Origin of the sequence: Streptomyces sp. NBC_00637 (genome assembly GCF_045161545.1) — a bacterium.
In the GTDB taxonomy this organism is placed as follows: domain Bacteria; phylum Actinomycetota; class Actinomycetes; order Streptomycetales; family Streptomycetaceae; genus Streptomyces.
Genome location: NZ_CP109046.1, coordinates 2,022,177 through 2,041,419 on the forward strand (window position 1 = coordinate 2,022,177; position 19,243 = coordinate 2,041,419).

General features: G+C 70.2%; 18 protein-coding genes. 9 read left to right on the forward strand and 9 right to left on the reverse strand.

Going from position 1 to position 19,243, the window contains the following annotated elements; genetic code table 11:
* Positions 1-348: 348 nt before the first annotated feature.
* The 5 genes from OG440_RS08595 to OG440_RS08615 all read right to left on the reverse strand — a co-directional run bounded on the left by OG440_RS08595 (position 349) and on the right by OG440_RS08615 (position 8,150).
* A complete protein-coding gene (locus OG440_RS08595; protein WP_406006248.1) occupies positions 349-1,413 on the reverse strand; it encodes a lytic polysaccharide monooxygenase in 1,065 nt (354 codons plus the stop codon).
* A gap of 500 nt (positions 1,414-1,913) precedes the next feature.
* Entirely contained in the window at positions 1,914-3,443 is a 1,530-nt protein-coding gene (locus OG440_RS08600) for an ATP-binding protein (RefSeq protein ID WP_406011294.1), read from the reverse strand.
* Between the two features lie 203 nt (positions 3,444-3,646).
* On the reverse strand, positions 3,647-4,372 hold the full coding sequence (locus tag OG440_RS08605) for a response regulator transcription factor (RefSeq protein WP_406006249.1): 726 nt from the start codon (positions 4,370-4,372) through the stop codon (positions 3,647-3,649).
* A gap of 328 nt (positions 4,373-4,700) precedes the next feature.
* Positions 4,701-7,424, reverse strand: coding sequence for an aconitate hydratase AcnA (gene acnA, locus OG440_RS08610; RefSeq protein ID WP_406006250.1), 2,724 nt, complete (start codon positions 7,422-7,424; stop codon positions 4,701-4,703).
* Between the two features lie 150 nt (positions 7,425-7,574).
* Positions 7,575-8,150, reverse strand: a complete 576-nt coding sequence (locus tag OG440_RS08615) for a hypothetical protein (RefSeq protein ID WP_406006251.1) — start codon at positions 8,148-8,150, stop codon at positions 7,575-7,577.
* A 67-nt stretch (positions 8,151-8,217) separates the two neighbouring features.
* Between OG440_RS08615 and OG440_RS08620 the strand changes: the two genes are divergently transcribed.
* The 3 genes from OG440_RS08620 (at position 8,218) to OG440_RS08630 (ending at position 10,488) form a co-directional block, all read left to right on the forward strand.
* The gene (locus tag OG440_RS08620) at positions 8,218-8,592 is read left to right on the forward strand and encodes a hypothetical protein (RefSeq protein ID WP_406006252.1); all 375 of its coding nucleotides are present in this window, start codon (positions 8,218-8,220) and stop codon (positions 8,590-8,592) included.
* A 101-nt stretch (positions 8,593-8,693) separates the two neighbouring features.
* Entirely contained in the window at positions 8,694-8,894 is a 201-nt protein-coding gene (locus OG440_RS08625) for a DUF4236 domain-containing protein (protein ID WP_267021210.1), read from the forward strand.
* A gap of 64 nt (positions 8,895-8,958) precedes the next feature.
* Complete coding sequence (locus OG440_RS08630; protein ID WP_406006253.1) at positions 8,959-10,488, forward strand: UDP-N-acetylglucosamine 1-carboxyvinyltransferase; 1,530 nt, start codon at positions 8,959-8,961, stop codon at positions 10,486-10,488.
* 211 nt (positions 10,489-10,699) lie between these two features.
* On the opposite strand, the gene OG440_RS08635 is transcribed toward OG440_RS08630, so the two are convergent.
* A complete protein-coding gene (locus tag OG440_RS08635) occupies positions 10,700-11,971 on the reverse strand; it encodes an MFS transporter (protein WP_406006254.1) in 1,272 nt (423 codons plus the stop codon).
* Between the two features lie 527 nt (positions 11,972-12,498).
* Between OG440_RS08635 and OG440_RS08640 the strand changes: the two genes are divergently transcribed.
* From OG440_RS08640 to OG440_RS08660, 5 genes are all read left to right on the forward strand, one after another.
* The gene (locus tag OG440_RS08640) at positions 12,499-12,894 is read left to right on the forward strand and encodes a molybdopterin-binding protein (protein WP_406006255.1); all 396 of its coding nucleotides are present in this window, start codon (positions 12,499-12,501) and stop codon (positions 12,892-12,894) included.
* Entirely contained in the window at positions 12,891-13,355 is a 465-nt protein-coding gene (locus OG440_RS08645) for a cadmium resistance transporter (RefSeq protein WP_406011295.1), read from the forward strand. Before OG440_RS08640 ends, OG440_RS08645 begins: the two co-directional genes overlap by 4 nt.
* A gap of 286 nt (positions 13,356-13,641) precedes the next feature.
* The gene (gene modA / locus OG440_RS08650; protein ID WP_406006256.1) at positions 13,642-14,469 is read left to right on the forward strand and encodes a molybdate ABC transporter substrate-binding protein; all 828 of its coding nucleotides are present in this window, start codon (positions 13,642-13,644) and stop codon (positions 14,467-14,469) included.
* Between the two features lie 38 nt (positions 14,470-14,507).
* Positions 14,508-15,326 carry a molybdate ABC transporter permease subunit gene (modB, locus tag OG440_RS08655; protein ID WP_406011296.1) on the forward strand — a complete coding sequence of 273 codons (819 nt, stop codon included), beginning with the start codon at positions 14,508-14,510 and terminating at the stop codon, positions 15,324-15,326.
* Positions 15,323-16,465 (forward strand): ABC transporter ATP-binding protein, encoded by a 1,143-nt coding sequence (locus OG440_RS08660; RefSeq protein ID WP_406006257.1) that lies wholly within the window; start codon positions 15,323-15,325, stop codon positions 16,463-16,465. Before modB ends, OG440_RS08660 begins: the two co-directional genes overlap by 4 nt.
* 126 nt (positions 16,466-16,591) lie before the next feature.
* On the opposite strand, the gene OG440_RS08665 is transcribed toward OG440_RS08660, so the two are convergent.
* Positions 16,592-17,020, reverse strand: a complete 429-nt coding sequence (locus tag OG440_RS08665) for a DUF6299 family protein (RefSeq protein ID WP_406006258.1) — start codon at positions 17,018-17,020, stop codon at positions 16,592-16,594.
* 230 nt (positions 17,021-17,250) lie between these two features.
* On the opposite strand from OG440_RS08665, the gene OG440_RS08670 reads away from it, so the two are divergent.
* Positions 17,251-17,454, forward strand: coding sequence for a DUF5999 family protein (locus OG440_RS08670; protein ID WP_406006259.1), 204 nt, complete (start codon positions 17,251-17,253; stop codon positions 17,452-17,454).
* 202 nt (positions 17,455-17,656) lie between these two features.
* On the opposite strand, the gene OG440_RS08675 is transcribed toward OG440_RS08670, so the two are convergent.
* Entirely contained in the window at positions 17,657-18,058 is a 402-nt protein-coding gene (locus OG440_RS08675; RefSeq protein WP_406006260.1) for a RidA family protein, read from the reverse strand.
* On the reverse strand, positions 18,055-19,191 hold the full coding sequence (locus OG440_RS08680) for an acyl-CoA dehydrogenase family protein (protein ID WP_406006261.1): 1,137 nt from the start codon (positions 19,189-19,191) through the stop codon (positions 18,055-18,057). The genes OG440_RS08675 and OG440_RS08680 overlap by 4 nt, the downstream gene beginning before the upstream one ends.
* Positions 19,192-19,243 lie beyond the last annotated feature (52 nt).

Here is a 19,243-nt window from a genome sequence, read left to right on the forward strand (position 1 = left end):
GGCGGGCGCGCCCGTGCGTTCGCGATGCGGCGCGGCGCGATGCGGCGCGGGTGCCGGACCGGTGCCCACGCGTTTCGCCGGCGCGAGAACGCATTTGCAGGCACTCGGGCGCGGGCAGACGCTTCCCGGCCACTTCCGCCCAACGCGGTTGACTCCTACACGCGTTGACCCGGTAGGGTCGTCCACGCGACGTTCGGACAACGTTGTCGCACCGCGACCTCCCCCCCGTGACACCGTCCGGGCGGGACACCCCGGACCGCCCCGCTCCCCCCTTGGGGCAGGACCGGCTCGCGGGCCCGGTGGGCGCGCGGCTCGCCGCCCACCGGGCCCGCCCTGAGCTGCTCTCGTTCAGCCGACCCTGCAGGGAAGGCTGGTGGCACTGTCACCGCCCGAACCGGAGACGACGTAACCGAACGTCGCACTCTGACCCGGACTCAACGAGCCGTTCCAGTCGGCGTTGTGCACCATCACCGCCTGCCCGTCGTACGTCGCGTTGCCGCTCCACAGGCTGGCCACCGACTGGCCGCCGGGCAGCGTCCAGTCGACCATCCAGCCGAGCATCGGCACGTCGCCGGAGTTGGTGACGGTCACCTCGGACTGGTAGCCGCCGGTCCAGCTGTTGGTCGTACGCCGGGTGGCGGTGCAGGTACCGGGAACGGGCTCGGTGGGATTGCCCGGTTCGTGGATACCGGTTACCTCACCGTTGCCGCCGTCGAAGACGACATCGGAGCAGGAGTAGAAGGTCTCGGCGCTGTCCGAGCGCTGCCAGACCATGTAGATGATGTGCCGGCCGGACTTGTTCGTCGGGAGTCGGCCGGTCCAGGAGTAGTTGGCCTCGACCGTGCCCGGACTGCCGTTGAGCGGCGGGTGGTCGACGGAGAGGAAGGGCTGGCTCTCCATCGCGTCCCAGGTGAGGGTCTGGGTCGGGTCGAAGCCGTCCTTGGTCACGTAGACGTAGAACCAGCCCGGGTGCGCCGCCCAGGCGTTGTAGGAGAAGTCGACGGTCGCGCCCGAGGTGAGGTGGGTGAGCGGCCAGTCGCTGCGAGCCGCGTCGAAACCGGTGAAGTTGGTGTTGCCGCCGCTGCACAGCCGGCCGTCCGGAACGAAGCCGCGCGTGCGGCCCGCCCCGTCGGAGCGCAGTACCGAGAACCAGTTGTAGAACGGTGTGGTACCGCTTACCTGCTGCGCGTTCCTGCAGGCGGGATTGACCGGCTTGATCTCACCGGTGTCGGTCAGCGCGTCCTGCCAGCACAGGAAAGTGCGACTGGCGGGTTTCATGGGGGTGCCGTGAGCCTCGGCCTTGCCGCCGGTCGTGACGATCAAGCCGAGGGCGGGGACGGTGGCCAGCAGGGCGAGGAGGACGAGGAGGAGGGCGCGGGTGCGTAACCTCGACTTCGAGTCTGACGTGATCATGACAGATTGCATGACAAGGGAGTCCGCCTTCCGTGTACGGAAAGTGCGTGCAGGGGGTGCACTGCGGATGCGGGTGTGGGGGCGTGAGGCGGGAGCCTCCCGGAGTCTCGCCCGACAGGTTCCGGTCCATCGGACGCGAGCACATATGGGAGCGCTCCCACCTCACCTGTGGCGGAAGGTAGCGCCGTACGGCCCACTTGTAAACGGGCGCGGACGGCCCTGGCTGCCACTCCGCCACGTTCACGCGTCGTCGCACCCCGGCCGACAGCCGATGTCAGGGCGGGACCGCGGATCTGTTTCCCTCCCTGCCCGGGCCGGGTCGAGGCGGCGGAGACGGACACCCCCCGCCGCCGGGCGGGCCGGCCGAATGTGGTGACCGGGCCTGGCACCGAAGTGGTTGAGGTGGACGGCTGGCCGGCCGAGTGTGGTGACCGGGCCTGGTTGACGTCCCACGGTGGCCCCTGGCGGGTTCGCCGCCCCGCGTCTCGGCGGCGCTTCGCTCAGCGCACCGACACCTGCGGACTCCAGGTCAGCGTGTCCGCGCCGGTATCCCCCGCCAGCGGCAGTTCCACCGTGAACTCCGTGCAGCCCGGTTCGCTGTGCACGGCGATGTGACCGCCATGGGCCGCCGTGATCGCCGCGACGATGGCGAGGCCGAGACCGGCGCCGCTGCCTGGGGCGGCGCGGGCCCGGGAGGCGTCGGCGCGGGTGAAGCGCTCGAAGACCGTCGGAAGGAGGTCGTCCGGGATGCCGGGGCCGTCGTCCCGGACGCGTACCGCGCCCACGCCCCGCCGTGCCTCCACCACCGCCACGACGCTCGTGCCGACGGGCGTGTGCACACGCGCGTTGGCCAACAGGTTGGCGACCACTTGGTGGAGGCGTGCCTCGTCCCCCAGGACCAGGGGCGCCTCGTCGAGGCACAGCTCCAGTTGCCAGTCGTGACCGCTGCCCGCGGCGCGTGCGTCCCACACCGCCTCGGCGACGAGCGCCGCGAGGTCCACCTCGGCGGACTGCAGTGGCCGGCCCTCGTCCAGACGGGCGAGCAGCAACAGGTCCTCCACCAGGCCCGTCATCCGCGCAGACTCGGCCGTCACCCGGCGCCAGGCCAGTCCCGGTTCGATGCGGTCCGTGCCCCGGTTCATCAGCTCCGCGTAACCGGCGATGGAGGCGAGGGGGGTGCGCAGTTCGTGGCTGGCGTCGGCCAGGAAGCGGCGCATGCGTTCCTCGCTGCGGCGCATCCGCTCCTCGCTGCGCTGGCGTTCGGCGAGCGAGGACTCCACATGGTCGATCATGCGGTTCAGGGCGGCGCCCACCTGACCCGCCTCGCTGCCGGGGTCGGTGTCCCGTTCGGGAACCCTGGTGAGACCGGTTACCTCGCCTTGGCACAGCGGGGCGTGCGAGACCTCCACGGCGGTGGCGGCGACCCTGCCGAGGGGGCGCAACTGGCGGCGGATGACCACCGCGCAGACGCAGCCGGCGGCTGCCAGACCCACCACGGCCACGACCGCCTCGACGACCACCAGACCTCTGATCATGTCCTGGACGTCGTCCATCGGGAGACCGGTGAGCACCCGTACGCCGTCGGCGTCGAGTCCGGTGAGGCGATAGGTCCCCAGGCCGGGGACCGTCCTGGTGTGCAGGCCGCCGTCGGTTCCGATGCCTTTCAAGGAGGCGATCTGGGTTTCCGTCAGGTTCCGCGGCGGAGCGTCCTGGCCCACCGTCGCCGCCGCGAGGACGACGCCGTCGGCGTCGAGGCGGGCGGCGAGCATCCCGGCCGGATGGCCGCTCTCGTCGAGGAAGGTGAGGTCCCGCGTGAGATCCGGGTTGAGCGAGGCACCGCCCAGGCTGCGCTCCGCGGCGTCGGCGACGCGGTCGTCCAGGTTGCCCAGCAGGTAGGCGCGCTGGGCGAAAACGGTGGTGAGCGCCATCACGGCGCAGACGGCGACCAGAACGACGCTGATGAAGATCAGGAGGCGGGTGCGCAGCGAACCGCCCCGCGGACGGGCGTCCGCCTCACGGGCATCCGGCATTCGGGTGTCCGGCTCATGGGCGTCCCGCACTCGGGAGTCCGGCTCACGGATGTCCCGCCCTCGGGCGTCCGGCTCATGGGCGTCCCGGGCGCGGGCGTCGGGCTGACGGAGATCCCACCGGCCGTCGCTGTCCGGACGGGCATCGCGCGCAGGAAGCTCCCGCGAACCGGCGTCCTTCGGGTGGCCGCCACTCGCACGCGTCCTCATCTTCCGTCCTCCACGGGCCTGATGGCGTACCCCAGCCCGCGCACGGTGTGGATCATGGGTGGGCGGCCGCGGTCTATCTTGCGGCGCAGGCTGGAGATGTACACCTCGACGAGGTTTCCGCCGCCGTCGAAGGAACCGGTCCACACGTGGTCGAGGATCTGCGACTTGCTCAGCACCTGCCGCGGGTGCTCCATCAGCAGGCTGAGCAGTTCGAACTCCTTGGCGGTCACCGTGATCCGCGAGCCGTCGCGGTGCACCTCGCGGGACTCGCCGGCCACCACCAGGTCGCCGAGGACGCGTACGGAGTCGTCGGTGCGGGTCCGTTCGGCACCGGACCGGCGCAGCAGTCCGCGCAGGCGCAGCACGACCTCCTCCAGGGAGAACGGTTTCGTCACGTAGTCGTCGGCGCCGTTCGCCAACCCGTCGATGCGGAACTCCGTCGCGTCGCGGGCGGTGAGCATGAGGATGGGCAACTCGGGGTTCTCGTAGCGCAGCCGGCGCAGCACCTGGATGCCGTCGAGGTCGGGCAGCATGCCGTCCAGGACGACGGCGTGCGGGGCGCAGCCGCGCGCGATCCTGAGGGCGCTGTGCCCGTCGGCGGCCGGGTAGGGGCGCCAGCCCGCCTCGGTGACGGCCACGGAGAGCACTTCGGTGAGCGCGGGCTCGTCGTCGACGATCAGAACACGGACCCGTCCGCTTCGGGTACCGGAGATGCCAGCCATGTCCTGATCGTGTCCCGGTTGGCTGAGGGAACCCTGTGTTCCGACTGGGCCGAAGCCGTGCGAACCGGCGTTTTCCCACCCGCTCCGGTCCGCGCATTCTCGCGGCTTCCTTCCCCGGATCCCGGCGGCCCGCCGCCTCGTCCGCCAACTTCCTTGATCCGAGCGGCCATTGGCTCGCGTAGGCCACGGGGGCCGTTCTCCGAGCGGCACGACGGAGGGCCGCACCCCCGCTGCCGGGGATGCGGCCCTCCAATGCCGTTCCGTACTGCTTGCCCCACCGTTCGCCGAGCCGCGGCTCGATCCGTTGTGGAACCGCTTGTCCGATCGGTTACTTGCGGATCAGGCTGCGCAGGACGTACTGCATGATGCCGCCGTTGCGGTAGTAGTCGGCCTCGCCGGGGGTGTCGATGCGGACGACCGCGTCGAACTCGACCCCCGTGTCGGTGGTGACCTTGACCGTGCGGGGGGTGGTGCCGTTGTTGAGCTCCTCGACGCCGGTGAAGGAGAAGGTCTCCTCGCCGGTCAGGCCGAGGGACTCGGCGTTGGCGCCCTCCGGGAACTGGAGCGGGAGCACGCCCATGCCGATGAGGTTCGAGCGGTGGATGCGCTCGTACGACTCGGCGATGACGGCCTTGACGCCGAGGAGCGCGGTGCCCTTGGCGGCCCAGTCGCGCGACGAGCCCGAGCCGTACTCCTTGCCGGCCAGGATGGCCAGCGGGATGCCCTGCTCGATGTAGTTGCGCGAGGCGTCGTAGATGAACGCCACCGGGGCGCCCTCGTCGGACCGGGTGAAGTCGCGGGTGTAACCGCCTTCCGTACCCGGCGCGATCTGGTTGCGCAGGCGGATGTTGGCGAACGTACCGCGGATCATGACCTCGTGGTTGCCTCGGCGGGAGCCGTAGGAGTTGAAGTCACGACGCTCGACACCGTGCTCGGTGAGGTACTTGCCGGCCGGGGTGTCGGCCTTGATGGCACCGGCCGGGGAGATGTGGTCGGTGGTGACCGAGTCACCGAGCTTGGCCAGGACACGCGCGCCGACGATGTCGGTGACCGGGGTGGTCTCCATCGTCATGCCCTCGAAGTACGGGGGCTTGCGCACGTAGGTCGACTCGGCGTCCCACTCGAAGGTGTTGCCGGTCGGGATCGGCAGCGCCTGCCACTGGGCGTCGCCGGCGAAGACGTCCTTGTAGGACTTGTTGAACATGTCCTCGCCGATGGCGTTCGCCACGACGTCGTTGACCTCGGCCTCGGAGGGCCAGATGTCGGCCAGGAAGACCGGCTTGCCTTCCTGGTCCGTGCCGAGGGCGTCGCGCGTGATGTCCACCTTCATGGAGCCCGCGAGGGCGTAGGCGACGACCAGCGGCGGGGAGGCCAGGTAGTTCATCTTGACGTCGGGGTTGATCCGGCCCTCGAAGTTCCGGTTGCCGGAGAGGACCGAGGTGACCGCGAGGTCGTGGTCGTTGACGGCCTTGGAGACCTCTTCCGGCAGCGGGCCGGAGTTGCCGATGCAGGTGGTGCAGCCGTAGCCGACGAGGTTGAAGCCGACCTTGTCGAGGTACGGGGTGAGGCCCGCCTTGTCGAAGTAGTCGGTGACGACCTTCGAACCCGGGGCGAGCGTGGTCTTGACCCAGGGCTTGCGGGTCAGGCCCTTCTCCACGGCCTTCTTCGCGACGAGCGCGGCGGCGACCATGACGTACGGGTTGGAGGTGTTGGTGCAGGAGGTGATGGCCGCGACCGTCACCGCACCGTGGTCGATCTCGTACGTCGAGCCGTCGGGGGCGGTCACCGTGACCGGGTTGGACGGGGCGCCGTTCGGGGCGACGGCCGGGGCGTCGGAGGCCGGGAAGGACTCCTGACCCGCCTCGTCCACGGAGTCGACGTAGTTGCGCACGTCCGTCTTGAACTGCTCGGCGGCGTTCGCGAGGACGATACGGTCCTGCGGGCGCTTCGGGCCGGCGATGGACGGGACGACCGTGGAGAGGTCCAGCTCGAGCTTCTCGGAGAAGTCCGGCTCGGCCTGCGGGTCCAGCCAGAGGCCCTGCTCCTTGGCGTACGCCTCGACCAGCGCGACCTGCTGCGGGGAGCGGCCGGTGAGCTTGAGGTAGTTCAGCGTCTCGTCGTCGATCGGGAAGATCGCGGCGGTGGAGCCGAACTCCGGCGACATGTTGCCGATGGTGGCGCGGTTCGCGAGCGAGGTGGCGGCGACGCCCTCGCCGTAGAACTCGACGAACTTGCCGACGACACCGTGCTTGCGGAGCATCTCGGTGATGGTCAGCACCAGGTCGGTGGCGGTGGTGCCGGGGGTGAGCTCACCGGTGAGCTTGAAGCCCACGACGCGCGGGATCAGCATCGAAACCGGTTGTCCGAGCATCGCGGCCTCGGCCTCGATACCGCCGACGCCCCAGCCCAGCACACCGAGGCCGTTGACCATGGTGGTGTGCGAGTCGGTGCCGACCAGGGTGTCGGGGTACGCCTGGCCGCCTCGGACCATGACCGTGCGAGCGAGGTGCTCGATGTTCACCTGGTGGACGATGCCGGTGCCCGGCGGGACGACCTTGAAGTCGTCGAACGCGGTCTGGCCCCAGCGCAGGAACTGGTAGCGCTCCTTGTTGCGGCCGTACTCCAGCTCGACGTTCTGGGCGAAGGCGTCGTTGGTGCCGAACTTGTCGGCGATGACGGAGTGGTCGATGACCAGCTCGGCCGGGGAGAGCGGGTTGACCTTCGCCGGGTCGCCGCCGAGCTCCTTGACGGCCTCACGCATGGTGGCGAGGTCGACGACACAGGGCACGCCGGTGAAGTCCTGCATGATCACGCGGGCCGGCGTGAACTGGATCTCCTGCGACGGCTGGGCCTGGGAGTCCCAGGTGCCGAGCGCACGGATGTGGTCGGCGGTGATGTTCGCGCCGTCCTCGGTACGGAGCAGGTTCTCCAGCAGCACCTTCAGGCTGTACGGAAGGCGAGCCGAGCCTTCCACCTTGTCCAGCCGGAAGATCTCGTACGACTCGTCGCCCACCTGCAGCGTGCTGCGGGCGTCGAAGCTGTTCGCCGACACGACAGTCTCCTTCTTTGATGTGCGCTTACCACCGCATCCTGCCGCCACGCAGACTTGGCCGATCCGCTAAGGTGAGGCTAAGTTAGGGCACCCTTACTGGGGTGGGCGGCTGCGGGGCGCCTCGGCAGATATCTCGATGTCGAGATAACTCTAGTACATGGGGGCTGAATGGTCATGCCCGGGCTCGCTGCCCGGCCTCGGAGAAAGCCCGATGCCGTAATCGGCCAGCCAGGCCGACAGCTCCCTCCGGGAAGCGCTGACGAGTATGCCGCCGGTGAAGCGCACGTCATCCGTGACCTCGGCCACGCACCGCGCGGGCGGCACGAAGGCCAGCGCCTCCTCGTCACCGGAGAACTCCGCCTCCGCGAGAACCAGCCCCCTCAGCGGACCGTCGAAGACGTCGACCCCGAGCGGCGGCACGCTGAACCGCGTTTTGGACAGCACCGCCGCCGGCAGTGAGGCGAGGAGGTCGTACTCGGCCCGGGACAGGTACGTGTTCGTGATCAGACCCTGGACCGCGCCCGGCCGGTTCGCGGGCACCTTCTGGGTGAGCTTGAGCTCCCGGGATCCGGTGTCCGGGCATTCGCTCCACCGCAGCCGCAGCCGCGTTCCCTCCAGATAGCGGTCCCGGATCAACCGGGTAACCGTTACCGACGAAGGTGCCGGGGGTCCGGCCAGCAGAAACCGTCTCTCCCGCTCGATCCGCGCGTACTTCCGCTCTCTCACGTCGCAAGTTTCCAGCCCGGCGTTTCCAGCCGAGCGACAGCCGAGCGTTTTCCGCCCGGCCGGCCTGGTGTCTCCGATCCCACGTGTCCGACCTGATGTCTCCAGCCCGGCCGATCCGATCCGGCCCACCGCGGCCCACCCGCAACCCGCCGCGGCCCACCTGGCAGCCCTCCCGGCGGCCGACCGGCGGCCGACCGGCGGCCGACCGGCGGCCGACCGGCGGCCGACCGGCGGCCGACCGGCGGCGGAGGCGCCGACCCCGGCTCGGAGCAGCGACCGACACGAGAGCGGCTGCTTCACCACCGCGTACGCGCCGGCCACGGTGACAGTAACGGCAACAGAGACGGCGACGGCGACGGCGATGGCGATGGCGATGGCGATGGCGATGGCGATGGCGATGGCGATGATGACCGTGACAGCCGTGCCGGGTTTCGGCGCTTGAACGAGCGTCCGAGGAAAGGGCATTGAGGACGCGCCCGGTCATGGGCCCGCCGAGTCGGGGTAGACGTGTGCGGACGGACGCCACGCGACGAAGGAGGCTCGATGCCCCTCACTTTCCGCAAGAGTTTCCGCATCCTCCCCGGGGTGCGACTGAACATCAACCGGCATTCCTGGTCGATCACGACCGGCGGTGGCAAGCACGGACCGCGTCACACGCACAGCAGTACCGGACGTCGTACGACATCGGTTGATTTGCCCGGACCTTTCGGGTGGCGCCGTACGCGTAAGGGCGGGCACCATTGACGGGACGTCACCCGAATGGACCCCACAAGAGGTGCCATCTCATATCTGAGATAACCTCAACCTCATGGCAGACGACTACCTCGTACGCATCGGCAAGCTCATCCGTGACGCCCGTCAGCACCGGGGCTGGACACAGGCGCAGCTGGCCGAGGCGCTCGCAACCAGCCAGAGTGCCGTCAACCGCATCGAGCGAGGCAACCAAAACATCAGCCTTGAGATGATCGCTCGAATCGGTGAAGCCCTGGACAGTGAAATCGTCTCTCTGGGCTACGCGGGACCGATGCATCTGCGGGTCGTGGGCGGCCGTCGGTTGTCCGGCTCCATCGACGTGAAAACCAGCAAGAACGCCTGCGTGGCCCTGCTGTGCGCCTCACTGCTCAACCAGGGGCGTACGGTGCTGCGCCGGGTCGCCCGGATCGAGGAGGTCTACCGTCTCCTCGAGGTGCTGAACTCCATCGGTGTACGGACTCGTTGGATCAACGACGGTGTCGACCTGGAGATCGTGCCGCCGGCCGAGCTGGACATGGCGGCGATCGACGCCGACGCCGCCGTACGCACTCGTTCCATCATCATGTTCCTCGGTCCGCTGCTGCACCGGATGAACCACTTCAAGCTGCCGTACGCCGGGGGCTGCGACCTCGGTACGCGGACCATCGAGCCGCACATGATCGCGCTGCGCCGGTTCGGGCTGGAGGTCGCGGCGACGGAGGGGCAGTACCACGCCGTTGTCGACCGCGCCGTCCGCCCGGACCGGCCGATCGTGCTGACCGAGCGCGGGGACACGGTTACCGAAAACGCTCTGCTGGCGGCGGCCCGGTACGACGGCGTAACCGTTATCCGCAACGCCTCTTCCAACTACATGGTCCAGGACCTGTGTTTCTTCCTGGAGGCGCTCGGTGTGCGGGTCGAGGGCATCGGCAGCACCACCCTCACCGTGCACGGCATGCCGAACATCAACGTCGACGTCGACTACTCGCCCTCCGAGGACCCGGTCGAGGCGATGAGCCTGCTGGCCGCCGCAGTCGTCACCGAGTCGGAGCTGACGGTGCGCCGGGTGCCCATCGAGTTCCTGGAGATCGAGCTGGCGGTCCTGGAGGAGATGGGGCTCGACCACGACCGTACGCCGGAGTACCCGGCGGACAACGGCCGCACCCGACTGATCGACCTCACGGTCCGGCCCTCCAAGCTGGAGGCGCCGATCGACAAGATCCACCCGATGCCGTTCCCCGGGCTGAACATCGACAACGTCCCCTTCTTCGCGGCGATCGCGGCCGTCGCGCAGGGCAAGACCCTCATCCACGACTGGGTCTACGACAACCGCGCGATCTATCTGACGGACTTGAACCGGCTCGGCGGACGGCTGCAACTCCTCGACCCGCACCGGGTGCTGGTCGAAGGCCCGACGCGCTGGCGGGCCGCCGAGATGATGTGCCCGCCGGCCCTGCGTCCCGCGGTGGTCGTCCTGCTGGCGATGATGGCGGCGGAGGGCACCTCGGTGCTGCGCAACGTGTACGTCATCAACCGCGGTTACGAGGATCTGGCCGAGCGACTGAACTCCGTGGGGGCACAGATCGAGATCTTCCGGGACATCTGATGAGCGAAGCCGCCGCACCCCAGCCGACCCGCCACTGAGCGAGTCGGAGTGGGGTAAGGCGGCATCCGCGGGACTCCCCCGGTGCTTTGCGCCTGTATCGGGCGCCTCCAAGGCCGATCTCGGCGAGCCGAGGCGCCGGCTACGGCTACGGCTACGGCTACGGCTACGGCTACGGCTACGGCTACGGCTACGGCTACGGCTACGGCTACGGTCAGGATGCCTCTTGTTCGGCGGGCCTCTCGATCTCGGTGGTCACCCGCCCCCCTCGGAAGAGCACCGGGAGCCACAGGAGACATGCCAGCAGGGGCACCGCGGCGTAGGTGGCCATGCCCACACCGGAGCCCAGCTCGTCCATGAGTGCGCCGAGGACGAGATAGCCGGTGCCGATGAGCACCGACTCCACGAATGCGATCGTCGACAGCAGGCTCGCCCGGTGGCGTGATGGCACTGCCTCGTTGAACACGTTGTCCACGAGCACGGCGGTGATCTCGGGAATTCCGACCAGGAGCAGGAACGCCGCGATGGTGACCCGGACAAGGCCGAGGCCGCTCAGGCCGATCGCCACGGCGAGCGTCAGGAGGGACGCCGGGACGATGACCCGGTACCCGATGCGCCGCTCCGCGCGGTCCGACAGCAGCGGGGTGAGGCCGCCGACGAAGAATCCCGCCGATATGACCACGCTGACCAGTGCGGTGCCCGCTCCCTGATCGGCAAGGGTCTTCTGCGTGAAAATGATGTACGGCGTCAAAGTGGCGTGCATCAATCCGGACACCACGACAAGCGTCACGAGTGCCGGCGTGGCGACCCGAAGCATCGCCCGCCATGCTGTGGCGTCGCCGTGCTCCTTCTCGGCTCCGTCCTGCTCGTCCACCGCGTCCGTGCCGCGGATCTCGGGCACCCGTGACATCAGCACCACCACGGCCAGGACGAGGCACGCCGCCGAACCGACGTAGACGACTCCCCAGGAAAAGCGCTGCAGTTGGCCGCCGAGGACGATGGCGGCCCCCGAGGTGACCGTCCCGAGCATGGTGAACCGGGACCTGATCTTGACGTAGCCGGCCGTTGCGCCCCGACGCACGAGCAGGTCGTACAGCAGGGCGGTGTCCGAACCGGACACGCACGCCATGCCCACACCCTGGCCGGTGAACAGCGCCAGGAACACCCAGTAGTCGGAGGACGCCACCTGGCCGAGCAGGCATCCAGCGATCAGCACCTGGCCGATCACGATGCCGGCACGCCTGCCCATGCGGTCGGCGATGACTCCCGTCGGCAATTCCGCGAGTCCGCTGACCAGGTAGAGCAGTGTCTGAAGGAGGGCCACTTGCCCGACGGAGAAGCCTCGCGCATAGAGGAAGAGGACGAATACGCCGCGCTGGAACAGCGTGTTGGCGAGCACGGCGTAGACGTAGAACGGACGCGTGACACTGCGTGCCGAATCGTCGACCGCGGCCGAGCCGCCAGGGGCCTCCGTGGTGCCGGTCATGCTGCGGGCTCCCTGGTGACTCCGGTGATCATTGCAGGCCGGCTACAAGTTCTCTGTTCAGGTGGGCTGTTGGGTGGTGAGTGGGTGGTGAGTGGTGAGTGGGTGGCAGTGCAGGCACGGGGTTCCTGATCATTTGCGCGTCTTACGCCCGATGACCATGAAGGGGCGGTGCCTGTTGTCGCATCCTTCCCCATCCCTGTCGTGCTCACGAAACCGGTCCGCTGGATGCGCCACGGCCTGGTGCAGCCGGCCGCCGTCGAGGGTGGGCAGGACGTGGCCGATCGTTGCCGGCGATGGGCAGCGTCGAGACCGTGCGACCGCCACCGCCGGCGCCGCCGGGATCCGTGGCGTGACATCCCCGTCCAGCCCGCCGCCTCCGAGGGCGGTCACGGCAGACGCGAGTCACGCTCGATCAGGACCTGCGCCGTCCCGGACGAGATCTCGCCGGGCATCGGTTCTTCGCGGCGGCGGTGGGATGCGGCCCCCGTGCACGAGCGGGTCGTCGTTGATCGCCTATCTTGGCGGCTATGCAGTCCTACACGATCGGCCAGGCGGCGCGTCTGCTCGGGGTGAGTCCGGACACCGCGCGGCGGTGGGCGGACGCGGGCCGGGTGGCCACACACCGGGACGAAGGCGGACGACGCCTCATCGACGGCAGGGATCTGGCCGCCTTCTCGGTGGAGCTGGCGAAGGCCGGTGGCGGCGAAGAGGGAACCTCGTACACCTCGGTCCGCAATGCCTTTCCCGGCATCGTCACGGCCGTGAAACTCGGCGATGTCGCCGCCCAGGTGGAGATCCAGGCCGGGCCGCACCGGCTGGTGTCGTTGCTGACGCGGGAGGCCGTGGAGGAACTGGGGCTGGAGGTCGGGGTCGAGGCCACCGCCCGGGTGAAGTCGACCAACGTGCACATCGACCGGACCTGAGCGCGCGGAGCGGGCGCCGTCGTCGGTCCTGCGCGGCGTTCGGCGCGACCTTCCTGCCCGAGTCGGTGATCCCGTACCTCGGCCTGCTCCCCCTCGCGCTCGGCCTCAAAGCCGCATGGCAGGGGTGGCGGCACCGGAACGAGGCGGACGGAGAGCGGGAGGCGGGCGAGGAGGACGGTGGGCCCAAGGTCGTGGAGGTCGCCGCGGTGCCCCTCGCCGACGGCGGCGACAACGTCGGCGCCTACGTTCCCGTGTTCGCCACCGCCGGAGCCGGCGGGATGAGCGTGTACGCCGTCGTCTTCCTGATCCTGGTCGGCGTGTGGTGCTTCGCCGGGCGGTTCTTCGCCACCCGCCCCCTCGTCGCCGGGGCGCTGAGCCGGTGGGGCCACGTCCTGCTGCCGTCGGTCCTGATCTCCCTCGGGCTGCTCATCCCCGTCGAGGGCGGAGCGTTCGGCCTGTAGCGGCGGAGGCGGAGTGCGGTCGGCCGCTGAGCGGTCGGCGGCCGGGCGATCGCCTGCCGGACGGCTTGGACGACGACACATGGCCCTCCTCCCATAGAAACGCACATGCCACCCCCTTCTACCTCTGTCCCTGCTCATGCAAAGCGGCAAGAGACTTTCGCCTCGTATCTGCGGCAGTATGATCAGCGCATGCAGTAGAGCGGTAGAGCTGCCGGACGAGTCCGAAGCCGGTCCGCCGGTACCGCAGGCGAGTGTGTCCGTCAGGACCAGAGGGAGTGGACCCGTGATGACCCGTACCGTGCGCCGGACCGGCCGACCGATGCAGGTGGCGGCTCTGGGAGTCACCGCGCTGCTGGCCCTGAGCGCCTGCTCGTCGTCCGACGACTCCTCGTCCGCGAAGTCGGGCTCCTCGGCGGCCGCGTCCGGGTCGGACGAGCTGTCGGGCACGGTCACCGTGTTCGCCGCGGCGTCGCTAAAGGAGAGCTTCACGACGCTGGGCAAGGAGTTCGAGAAGGCGCACCCCGGAACGAAGGTCACCTTCAGCTTCGGCGGCAGCGACTCCCTCGCCGCGAGCATCACCGGTGGCGCCCCGGCCGACGTGTTCGCGTCCGCCAGCCCCAAGACGATGGCGATCGTGACGGACGCGGGCGACGCCTCGGGAACGGCCGCCACGTTCGTCCGCAATCAGCTGGAGATCGCCACCCTGCCGGGCAACCCCGACAAGATCTCCTCCCTCCAGGACCTCACCGAAACCGGTTTGAAGGTCGTGCTGTGCGACAAGACGGTGCCCTGTGGCGCCGCCGCCCAGAAGACCCTCGACGCCGCCAAGCTGAAGCTCACCCCCGTCTCCTACGAGCAGGACGTCAAGGCCGCCCTGACGAAGGTGGAGCTGAAGGAGGCCGACGCGGCGGTGGTCTACAAGACCGATGTGCACGCGGCGGATGGCAAGGTGGAGGGTGTGGAGTTCCCCGAGTCGGCCGATGCCGTCAACGACTACCCGATCGTCCGGCTCAAGGACGCGCACGACACCGAGGCGGCCGAGGCGTTCATCGCGCTGGTGCGGTCCGCCGAGGGCCAGAAGGTCCTGACCGAGGCCGGGTTCCTCAAGCCGTGACCCTCCCGACCGGCAAGTCCGACGTCGCGGCCGACACCATGCGAGGTGTCCCGCGACGGCGGCGTGTCCGGGCCCAGGTGCGTGGTGTGCCGCTGCCCCTGCTGGTGCCCGCGCTGATCGGCCTGGCGTTCCTGGTCGTGCCGCTGATCGCCCTGCTGGTGCGGGCTCCGTGGCGCAGCCTGCCCGAGCTGCTGACCAGTGCCGAGGTGTGGCAGGCGCTCCGGCTGTCGCTGGTCTGCGCCACCGCCGCCACCGCCGTGAGTCTGGTCGTCGGCGTGCCGCTGGCCTGGTTGCTGGCCCGCGTCGAGTTTCCGGGGCGTGGCCTGGTCCGGGCCCTCGTGACGCTGCCGCTCGTCCTGCCGCCGGTGGTCGGCGGTGTCGCGTTGCTGATGGCGCTGGGCCGCAACGGCGTCGTCGGGAAGTCGCTGGATTCCTGGTTCGGCGTCACGCTCCCGTTCACCACCACCGGGGTCGTGATCGCCGAGGCGTTCGTCGCGATGCCGTTCCTCGTCATCAGTGTCGAGGGCACCCTGCGCGCCGCCGACCCGCGCTACGAGGAGGCGGCGGCCACCCTCGGCGCCTCCCGTTTCACCGCGTTCCGCCGGGTCACGCTGCCGCTGATCGCGCCGGGCATCGCGGCCGGCGCGGTCCTGGCGTGGGCCCGGGCGCTCGGCGAGTTCGGCGCGACGATCACCTTCGCCGGCAACTTCCCCGGCCGTACCCAGACCATGCCGCTGGCCGTCTACCTGGCCCTTCAGAGCGACCCGGAGGCCGCCATCGCCCTCAGCCTGGTCCTGCTGGCGGTGTCCGTCGCGGTACTGGTGGGTCTGCGCGACCGTTGGATGACCGCGCGATGACCGAACCCCAGGAGACCGCCGCCGACTCCCGGGCCGTACACCACGTCCGCCGCACCGGCCCGTCCACGGACGGCTCCGACGTACGCGCGGACATGTCCGTCGACGGGCTCGATGCCCATCTGGTGGTGGAGCGCGGCTCGTTCCGGCTCGACGTGGCGCTGAGTGTGGCGCCGGGCGAGGTGGTCGCCCTGCTCGGTCCGAACGGCGCGGGCAAGACCACGGCGCTGCGCGCCCTCGCCGGTCTGACGCCGCTCACCGGCGGCCGGCTACGGCTGGACGGCCGCGCGTTGGACGGTACGCCGCCGGAGTCCCGCCCGGTCGGCGTCGTCTTCCAGGACTATCTCCTCTTCCCGCATCTGACCGCCCTGGACAACGTGGCCTTCGGCCCGCGCTGTCAGGGCGCGACCAAGACGGAGGCCCGCGCCCAGGCGGCCGAGTGGCTCGACCGCCTCGGTCTGGCGGCGCACGCCGGCGCCAAGCCGCGCAGGCTGTCCGGGGGCCAGGCCCAGCGGGTCGCGCTGGCCCGTGCGCTGGCCACCCGCCCGCGGCTGCTGCTCCTCGACGAGCCGCTGGCGGCACTGGACGCCCGCACCCGGCTCGAGGTCCGCGCCCAACTCCGGCGCCACCTGGCCGAGTTCGAGGCGGTAGCCGTCCTGGTCACGCACGATCCGCTGGACGCCATGGTGCTCGCCGACCGGCTGGTCGTCGTCGAGCACGGGCGGGTCGTCCAGGAGGGCGTGCCGGCCGACATCGCCCGGCACCCCCGTACGGACTACATCGCCCAGCTGGTCGGACTGAATCTCTACCGGGGCGAGTCCGACGGCCATACCGTCCGCCTCGACGCCGGCCCGCCCATCACCACCACCGAGATCCTGTCCGGCCCGGTGTTCGTGGCGTTCCCGCCGAGCGCCGTCACCCTCTACCGCGACCGCCCGACCGGCGCCAGTGCCCGCAACCTCTGGCAGTGCGAGGTCGCGGGCCTGGAAACCCACGGCGACCAGATCCGCGCCGACCTCACCGGCGAACTCCCGCTCGCCGCGGACCTCACGACGGTCGCCGCGGCCGAACTCGATCTGCACCCGGGGGCGCGGGTCTGGGCGACGGTGAAGGCCACGCAGACCCACGCCTACCCGGTCTGAGGCGGGAGCGGACCGGTCGGGACCGGTGTGGACCTGTCTGGACCGGTGTGGACCTGTCTGGACCGGTCGGTGCCGCCCGCCGCGCGGGACCCCTCCGCGCAGGACCCGTCGAGCGGGACCCGTCGCTCAGCCGACGGTCAGGGTGATGTCGCGCTCCTGCGTCGCGTGGAAGCGGGGCAGCGGCAGGCTCCCCTCGGGGCGGAGTTCCATCAACGTGGCCTCGACGTGGGCCTCTCCGGGCGCGAGGTCGGCCGGGGTGACCTTGCCGGTGTTCTTCCAGGCGTGCTCGGCGCCGTCGCACACCGCACGGGTGCCGCCGATACCGTGCCGGACCTTGCCGGAGCCCTGACCGACCGAGGAGCTGACGAAGACGGGACCCGTGTTGCCGACACAGCGGTAGGTGCCCGAGAGGGTGACGGTGCCGTCCGAGGCGATGCTGCCGACCGGCCCGACGGTGACGGACTCCGACGGATCGGCGGTGGCCGTGACCGCCGGGGCGGCGAGCAGCAGCAGTACGGCACCGACGGCCGCGGAGAGGGCGGGGCGCAACGACATGGGAGAACCTCCTGTTTGTGGGGCCTCCACAGGTACCGGGCGGACACGCCCGGGACGGTGATCGTCACTCCTTCGGTGGCGAGTCCGCACCGGTCGTCGACGAACCGTCCTGGAGTTGTCCTGGTGCTGTCACGCTTGCGAGCACCCTCTGGAGATGCCCGCAGGACGGGTGCATGGTCTGTTCATGGGGGCCGACCGGACGGCCGACCCCACCGACGTGGAGGTGCTCCATGTGTTCTCACCAGCTTCCCGGCGCTTCTGCCGACGTCCGCCCGGTACACCTCGCGCACATCGTCGCCGCCCACCCCGAGCAGGGCTGGAACCTGATGTGCGACGGCACGATCGTCTTCGACGACTCCGGCGAACTGCTGCCCGACGGCCGGATCGTCGACCCGCACCGGGTGACCGCCGACCGACTGGCCATCGCCGCCTGACCCTGCCTGAGCCCCGCCTGACGCTGCTCGCCCCTGCCTGACCGCGCGTAACCGCGCATGGTCGGGACGAACGGGGTCGGCTCGCTCCGGCCGGCTTCGCCGATGACGGTCGCGACGGAGGTAGGCGAATCGGGTTGCCGACACCGCTTACGGAAACCGGTCCCTGATACCGCTTACGGAAACCGGTCCCGGCACCCCCGCTTCAGCGGCCGAGTACCGCGAACCCGTCCAGTTCGACGAGTGCCTGCTCGTCCCAGAGTCGTACGATCCCGACTACCGCCATCGCCGGATAGTCGCGGCCCGCCAACTCCCTCCAGATGCGACCCAGTTCGGCAGCCCGCTCGCGATAGGCGGCGACATCCGTGACGTAGACGGTGACGCGCGCCAGGTCGGACGCCGTACCGCCCGCCGCCGTCAGCGAGGCCAGCAGATTCGTCAACGCCCGGGTGAACTGATCCGGCAGGGACTCCCCCACGATCTTCCCGTCGACGTCGAGAGCGGTCTGGCCCGCAAGGAAGACGAGCCGCTCGCCGGTCGCGACGACGGCGTGGGAGAAGCCGAGGGGCGGGGAGAGTTCGGGGGGGTTGACTCGCTGGATGGTCACCTGGCCTCCGGGTCGGTGAATTCGGCGTACAACTCCCGCGCGATGATGCCGCGTTGGACCTCGCTGGCTCCCTCGTAGATCCGAGGTGCGCGCACCTCCCGGTAGAGGTGTTCGAGCAGGTGGCCACGGCGCAGGGCTCGTGCGCCGTGGAGTTGGACGGCCGTGTCGACGACGTACTGCGCCGTCTCGGTGGCGAACAGTTTGGCCATCGCGGCACGCTTCGGGACGTCCGGCGCGCCGCTGTCGTACGCCGTCGCCGCGGCCCGGACCATCAGCCGCGCCGCCTCCGTGCGCAGGGCCATCTCGGCGACCTGGTGGGTGACCGCCTGGAGCCCGCTCAACTTGCCGCCGAACGCGTCCCGTCGGGCGGTGTGGGCCAAGGTCGCGTCGAGTGCGGCCTGCGCCATGCCGAGGGCGAAGGCGCCGACGCTGGGGCGGAACAGGTCGAGGGTGCCCATGGCGACCCGGAAACCGCGGTCCGGCTCGCCGAGCATGTCGTCCACGGTGACCGGGACGGCGTCGAAGCGGAGGGCGCCGATGGGATGCGGGGAGAGCATGTCGAGGGCGGAACCGGTGAGGCCCGCGCGGTCGGCGGGAACGACGAACGCGGTGACGCCCCGGGCGCCGGCCCCCTGGGTGGTGCGGGCGAAGACGGTGTAGAAGTCGGCCTCGGGAGCGTTGGAGATCCAACATTTCTCACCGGTGAGCCGCCAGCCGTCCGGCCCGTCCGGCTCGGCGGCCAGGGACAGCGCAGCCGCGTCCGAGCCCGCGCCCGGCTCGCTCAGGGCGAAGGCGGCGATCGCGGTGCCGTCGGTGACGCGGGGGAGCCAGTGCCGTCGCTGGTCGGGGGTGCCGTGGGCGTGCACCGGATGCGCGCCCAGTCCCTGCAACGCGAGCGCGGTCTCCGCCTCCGTGCAGGCGTAGGCGAGTGACTCGCGCATGAGGCAGAGGTCGACGGCGCCGGAGGTGAACAGCCGCGGCAGCAGACCGAGCCGGCCCAGCTCGGCGACCAGCGGGCGGTTGACGCGACCTGGTTCGCCTTTCTCGACGAGTGGGCGCAGCCGTTCGGCGGCGAGGGCGCGCAGTTCGGCGCACCAGGCGGCCTGTGCCGGTTCGAGCGAGAATGCGGGCATCGCCTGTCTCCTCCGCCGTGCGTGACCTGCCGTACCTGTTTCCGCTGGGCTT

Bases quoted from the DNA above. Each gene is read 5' to 3' on its own strand.
- OG440_RS08625 (WP_267021210.1), top strand. From the start codon at position 8,694: ATGCCCCTCACTTTCCGCAAGAGTTTCCGCATCCTCCCCGGGGTGCGA.
- OG440_RS08600 (WP_406011294.1), bottom strand. From the start codon at position 3,443: ATGCCGGATGCCCGTGAGGCGGACGCCCGTCCGCGGGGCGGTTCGCTG.
- OG440_RS08630 (WP_406006253.1), top strand. From the start codon at position 8,959: ATGGCAGACGACTACCTCGTACGCATCGGCAAGCTCATCCGTGACGCC.
- OG440_RS08635 (WP_406006254.1), bottom strand. From the start codon at position 11,971: ATGACCGGCACCACGGAGGCCCCTGGCGGCTCGGCCGCGGTCGACGAT.
- OG440_RS08660 (WP_406006257.1), top strand. From the start codon at position 15,323: ATGACCGAACCCCAGGAGACCGCCGCCGACTCCCGGGCCGTACACCAC.
- OG440_RS08605 (WP_406006249.1), bottom strand. From the start codon at position 4,372: ATGGCTGGCATCTCCGGTACCCGAAGCGGACGGGTCCGTGTTCTGATC.
- modB (WP_406011296.1), top strand. From the start codon at position 14,508: ATGCGAGGTGTCCCGCGACGGCGGCGTGTCCGGGCCCAGGTGCGTGGT.
- OG440_RS08665 (WP_406006258.1), bottom strand. From the start codon at position 17,020: ATGTCGTTGCGCCCCGCCCTCTCCGCGGCCGTCGGTGCCGTACTGCTG.
- OG440_RS08595 (WP_406006248.1), bottom strand. From the start codon at position 1,413: ATGATCACGTCAGACTCGAAGTCGAGGTTACGCACCCGCGCCCTCCTC.
- OG440_RS08640 (WP_406006255.1), top strand. From the start codon at position 12,499: ATGCAGTCCTACACGATCGGCCAGGCGGCGCGTCTGCTCGGGGTGAGT.
- modA (WP_406006256.1), top strand. From the start codon at position 13,642: ATGACCCGTACCGTGCGCCGGACCGGCCGACCGATGCAGGTGGCGGCT.
- OG440_RS08680 (WP_406006261.1), bottom strand. From the start codon at position 19,191: ATGCCCGCATTCTCGCTCGAACCGGCACAGGCCGCCTGGTGCGCCGAA.
- OG440_RS08670 (WP_406006259.1), top strand. From the start codon at position 17,251: ATGTGTTCTCACCAGCTTCCCGGCGCTTCTGCCGACGTCCGCCCGGTA.